The 5,438-nt window shown below is 69.7% G+C and carries 4 protein-coding genes; 1 reads left to right on the forward strand and 3 read right to left on the reverse strand.

Features of this window, described 5'->3' with window-relative positions:
- Positions 1 to 85: 85 nt before the first annotated feature.
- Positions 86 to 733 carry a response regulator transcription factor gene (locus tag VN520_RS29375; RefSeq protein ID WP_325749982.1) on the reverse strand — a complete coding sequence of 216 codons (648 nt, stop codon included), beginning with the start codon at positions 731 to 733 and terminating at the stop codon, positions 86 to 88.
- On the reverse strand, positions 726 to 1,871 hold the full coding sequence (locus VN520_RS29380; RefSeq protein ID WP_325749983.1) for a GAF domain-containing sensor histidine kinase: 1,146 nt from the start codon (positions 1,869 to 1,871) through the stop codon (positions 726 to 728). The genes VN520_RS29375 and VN520_RS29380 overlap by 8 nt, the downstream gene beginning before the upstream one ends.
- Before the next feature lie 494 nt (positions 1,872 to 2,365).
- Between VN520_RS29380 and VN520_RS29385 the strand changes: the two genes are divergently transcribed.
- Complete coding sequence (locus VN520_RS29385; RefSeq protein WP_325749984.1) at positions 2,366 to 3,112, forward strand: transglycosylase SLT domain-containing protein; 747 nt, start codon at positions 2,366 to 2,368, stop codon at positions 3,110 to 3,112.
- Positions 3,113 to 3,251: 139 nt separating this feature from the next.
- Here VN520_RS29385 and VN520_RS29390 read toward each other — a convergent pair.
- On the reverse strand, positions 3,252 to 5,438 hold a 2,187-nt coding region (locus VN520_RS29390), incomplete at its 5' end, for an ATP-binding cassette domain-containing protein (protein ID WP_325749985.1).

A 5,438-nucleotide genomic window follows, 5' to 3' on the forward strand; every position in this document is an offset into this window, starting at 1 on the left:
GGGCCGGGGCGCCGGAGGCCGGTCCGGCAGGCCGCCGCGCCGCCGACGGCCCGCACCGGGACGTGACCGGCAGAGGTCTCCCCCGTCAGCCCGCCGCCCCGTTGCGGACCGCCCACAGCGCGGCCTGCGTCCTGTCCGAGAGGTCCAGCTTCATGAGGATGTTCGAGACGTGGGTCTTCACGGTCTTCTCCGAGAGGACCAGTGCCCGGGCGATCTCCCGGTTGGAGCGGCCGTCGGCGATCAGTCCGAGCACCTCCCGTTCCCGCTCGGTCAGGGTGCTCCCCCGTCCCGAGCCGTTGCCGCCCGCGTCGTCCTGGGCCAGCAGTGCGCCTGCGACCTCCGGCTGGAGCAGGACGTGGCCCGCGTGCACCGAGCGGATGGCACCGGCCAGGGCGTCCGGATCCACGTCCTTGTACACGTAGCCCGACGCCCCCGCCCGCAGGGCGGGCACCACCGTGCGCTGCTCGGTGAAGCTGGTGACGATCAGCACCTTGGCGGGGTTGTCCAGCTCGCTGAGCCTGCGCAGCGCCTCGATCCCGTCCGTGCCGGGCATCTTGATGTCCATCAGGACCACGTCGGGGCGCAGCTCCTCGGCCCTGGCGACGCCCTCGGCCCCGTCCGCCGCCTCCCCGACGACCTCTATGTCGTCCTGGACCTCGAGGAACGTACGCAGCCCTCGCCGGACCACTTGGTGATCGTCGACCAGCAGCACCTTGATGATCTTCTCAGGCACAGGGGACCTCCATCTGGACCGTGGTGCCCTTGCCGGGCTCCGAGGTGACGGTGAGCCGGCCTCCGACGCCGCCGGCCCTGTGGTGCATCGAGACGAGGCCGAGGTGCCGTCCGGCGCGCCGGACGGCATGCGTGTCGAAGCCACAGCCGTCGTCGGTGATCCGCAGCACCGTGACGGAGGGGTGCCGGGTGAGCGCGACGGCGACCTGACCGGCGCCCGAGTGGCGCAGGGCGTTGTGCAGTGCTTCCTGGGCGACCCGCAGCATCGCCTCCTCCTGGGCGGAGGGCAGGGCGCGTACTCCGGCGCTCTCGAAGGTGACCCGGGCGCTGTGGGCGCGGTCCAGGACCTGGATCTGGGTACGGAGCGTGGCGACCAGGCCGTCCTCGTCCAAGGCGGCCGGGCGCAGCTCGACGACGGCCGCGCGCAGCTCGTCCACGGCTTCCCCTGCCAGGGCGGCGACCTGCTGGAGCTCGTCCTTGGCGCGTCCCGGGTCGCGGTCGACGAGGGCTGCGGCGGCCTGGGCGGTGAGCCGGAGCGAGAAGAGCTTCTGGCTGACGGCGTCGTGCAGCTCGTGGGCGAGCCGTGAGCGCTCCTCGGCGATCGTGAGTTCACGGCTGCGTTCGTAGAGCCTGGCATTGGTGAGGGCGATCGCCGCGTGCTGGGCGAGGATCCCGAGAAGCTCCTCGTCCTCCCGCGTGAAGTTGCAGCCGCCCGTCGGCCTGGGGCAGCGCTTGTCGGCGAGGAAGAGGATGCCGATGGTCTCGTCCCCGTCCTGGATGGGCAGGCCGAGGAAGTCGGACATGTCGGGGTGCGCGTCGGGCCAGCCCTCGAACCGGGGGTCCTCGCGGACGTCGGCGAGCCGCTGGGGCTTCGCCTCGTGGAGCATCGCCGCGAGGATGCCGTGCTGGCGGGGCAGCGGCCCGATGGCCTTCCACTGTTCGTCGCTGACCCCGTCGACGACGAACTGGGCGAAGCCGCCGTGGTCGTCCGGGACGCCGAGGGCGGCGTACTCCGCGTCGAGCAGTTCCCGGGCCGAGGCGACGATCGTCTTGAGGACGTCCCGCATTTCGAGGTGCCGGCTCATGGCGAGCAGTGCGGCGCTGACCGCGGCGAGGCCCGACGGTGGGCGATGGCTCATGCGTTCACCGTACCGGCGGGGGTACCGCCGCCGTACCGGGCCGCGGGTCCGGGCGGGACGGGCCCTCGGTCCTGGGCCGGTCCTGGGTCCGGCCCCCTCGCGTGGCTACGGCTGACGGGTGGGGCGGGACGCACGGGCCGGAGGTCTCGCGGCGACGCCGGCCACCCCCGCCCACTGTCCGATACGCCCCTTACGCTCCGCATTACTGAAGCAACTTCTCGTGAGCTTCGAGGGGTCCCCATGTGAACCGAGACATAGGACTCACGTCACTTACGAAGAGGGATAGTTGGAGTAAAACGGGCAAGTCGCCAACGCTTAAACCGGACAAGAGGGTATGAAAAAGACCCTGATCCACTATTCGGCTTCGTACGTCACACCTTTGCCAGGCCATTTTGCTGGCGCTAAGAATTGCATCTGTCCCCGACGGAGATGCCCCCGGCTCTTCCGTCCGCGTCCTCGCCGAGGACCCCTGCTATTCGAAGAGGTACGACTGTATGTCCGTGTCCCGCATCTCCAGCCGTAACCGTCGTCTGAACAAGGCGCAGAAGCTCTCCGTCGCGGGGGTCTCCACCCTGGCCGCCGCCTCCCTCGCCTTCTCCCTCGTCCCGGACGAGGCCTCGGCCACGACCGAGCCGCAGGCCGCCGCGGCCGCCGCGCCGGTGGCCTACACCGGCGCGCAGGCCAAGAACATCCAGGCCACCGCGATCGAGCAGAACTCGACGGCCGAGCAGCTGGTGAAGGCCGCCGACACGGCCAAGGCCAAGGCCGCCGCCGAGAAGAAGAAGGCCGCCGACGCGGCCGAGGCGAAGGCCAGGGCCGTCGCCGAGGCCAAGAGCAAGGCCGCCGCGAAGGCCAAGGCCGCCGCGAAGAAGCGTGCCGCCGAGAAGGCCAGCCGTGCGGCCGACCGCAAGCCGGTCTATGCGAACAACCTGGACGGCTGGATCCGTGAGGCTCTGGCCATCATGGACAAGAAGAACATCCCCGGCACGTACGAGGGCCTGCACCGCAACATCATCCGCGAGTCCAGCGGCAACCCCCGCGCCATCAACAACTGGGACATCAACGCGATCAACGGCGTCCCGTCGAAGGGCCTGCTGCAGGTCATCAAGCCGACCTTCGACTTCTACCACGTCAAGGGCACCAAGCACGACCAGTACGACCCGGTCGCCAACATCACCGCGGCCGCCAACTACGCCGCGGACAAGTACGGCTCGATCGACAACGTCGACAGCGCGTACTGAGCCACGCACCGAGCAACACCTGGCAGAGCTGACCCGCCGGTCCGCAGCGTCGCGTGACCGGCCGGTACATGCCGAAGGGCGGCACCCCACGGGGTGCCGCCCTCGGGCGTTTCAGGGTCCGGTGCGGCCCGGCGCACGTCTACTTGCGCATCACCTCGGGCTCGTGGCGGCGCAGCATCCGGGAGACCGCGAAGAAGAGGACGGCGCTCATGACGAGCATCACCGTGATGTTGATCCCCCACTGCCCGGCCGAGTGCTCCCAGAGGGGATCGAGGTCCGTCGGGTCCTCGGGGTCCCACGGCGGCATGAGGTGGGCGAGGTCCAGCGTGGTGCCGGCCGCCGCCACCGCCCAGCGCGACGGCATCAGCCAGGCGAACTGCTCCAGGCCCGGCGATCCGTAGACCTGGAAGAGCACACCGGTGAAGACCACCTGGACGATGGCGAACATGACGAGCAGCGGCATGGTCTTCTCGGCGGTCTTCACCAGCGCCGAGATCAGCAGGCCCACCATCATCGAGGTGAAGCCGAGCACGATGATCGACAGGCAGATCTCCACGGCGGGGGGCATGAACAGGCCCTCCTCCGGCAGCTCGCGGGTGGAGAAACCGATCCCGCAGATGATCACACCCTGGAACGCGGTGATCACGCCGAGGACGATCACCTTGGACAGCAGGTAGGCGGAACGGGAGAGGCCGGTGGCCCGTTCCCGTTCGTAGATCACCCGTTCCTTGATGAGTTCCCGCACGGAGTTGGCGGCGGCGGCGAAGCACATGCCGACCGCGAGGATCAGCATGATCGTTCCGGCCTTGCCGTTGAACCGCGAGGGCGGGTCGGGCTCCGCGAGGCCGAACTCCGCCGGGATGACCACGCTCACGACGCCCAGCACGGCCGGCAGGAGCACCATCAGGAGGAGGAAGCCCTTGTCGGACGCGATCACCGAGACGTACCGGCGCATCAGGGTCCACAGCTGGGCCGCCCAGCCCGACGGCTTCGGCGGGCGCATCTGCTGCGGCGGGGGCATGTGTACGGACTGCGCGGCGACGGCGTCGATGTCGGCGGCGTACATCTGGTAGTGCTGCGAGCCGCGCCAGCGTCCCGACCAGTCGTAGTCGCGGTAGTTCTCGAAGGCGGAGAAGACGTCCGCCCAGCTGGTGTAGCCGAAGAAGTTCAGTGCCTCCTCGGGAGGGCCGAAGTAGGCGACGGAACCACCCGGCGCCATCACCAGGAGCTTGTCGCAGATGGCCAGCTCGGCCACGGAGTGCGTGACCACGAGGACCGTACGGCCGTCGTCGGCGAGGCCGCGCAGCAGCTGCATGACGTCACGGTCCATGCCCGGGTCGAGGCCCGAGGTCGGCTCGTCCAGGAAGATCAGCGACGGCTTGGTCAGCAGCTCCAGGGCGACCGACACGCGCTTGCGCTGGCCGCCGGAGAGCGAGGTGACCTTCTTGTCCTTGTGGATGTCGAGCTTGAGCTCGGCGAGGACCTCGTGGATCCGGGCGGTGCGCTCGGCCTCCGTGGTGTCCGCGGGGAAACGGAGCTTGGCCGCGTACTTGAGGGCCTTGGTGACCGTGAGTTCCTTGTGCAGGATGTCGTCCTGCGGGACCAGGCCGATGCGCTGCCTCAGCTCGGCGAACTGCTTGTACAGGTTCCGGTTGTCGTAGAGGACCTCGCCCTGGTTGGCGGGCCGGTAGCCGGTCAGCGCCTTGAGCAGGGTGGACTTACCGGAGCCCGAGGGACCGATGACAGCGATCAGCGACTTCTCCGGAACGCCGAACGAGACGTCCTTGAGGATGTCCTTGCCGCCGTCGACCGTCACCGTGAGATGGCGGGCGGAGAAGGAGACCTCACCGGTGTCGACGAACTCTTCCAGCCTGTCCCCGACCAGCCTGAAGGTCGAGTGACCGACACCGACGATGTCGTTCGGGCCGATGAGCGCGGCGCCGGACTTGCTGAGCGGCTGGCCGTTGACGTACGTGCCGTTGTGCGACCCGAGGTCACGGATCTCGAAGCGCCCGTCGGGCGTCGCCCGGAATTCGGCGTGCAGGCGGGAGACCTGCAGGTCGGAGACGACCAGCTCGTTCTCCAGCGCACGGCCGATGCGCATGACGCGGCCGAGGTCCAGCTGGTGGAAGGTGGTGGGGCTGCGGTCGCCGTGGACCGGAGGCATCCCCGCCGCGCCCCCCTGCCCGCCCGCTCCGGGGTGGCCCTGCTGGTGCGGGAACGGAGGCTGCTGCATCTGCGGCGCCTGCTGCCAGGCCGCCTGCGGTTGCGCGGGGCCACCGGGCCGGCCCGGGGCACCCTGCTGCTGCGGCTGCACAGGGGCCTG

It is taken from the genome of Streptomyces sp., from assembly GCF_035563135.1.
GTDB lineage: Bacteria > Actinomycetota > Actinomycetes > Streptomycetales > Streptomycetaceae > Streptomyces.

What these genes read in the sequence shown, in the direction of transcription:
- VN520_RS29380 (WP_325749983.1), bottom strand. Translation starts at nt 1,871, where the DNA reads ATGAGCCATCGCCCACCGTCGGGCCTCGCCGCGGTCAGCGCCGCACTG.
- VN520_RS29385 (WP_325749984.1), top strand. Translation starts at nt 2,366, where the DNA reads ATGTCCGTGTCCCGCATCTCCAGCCGTAACCGTCGTCTGAACAAGGCG.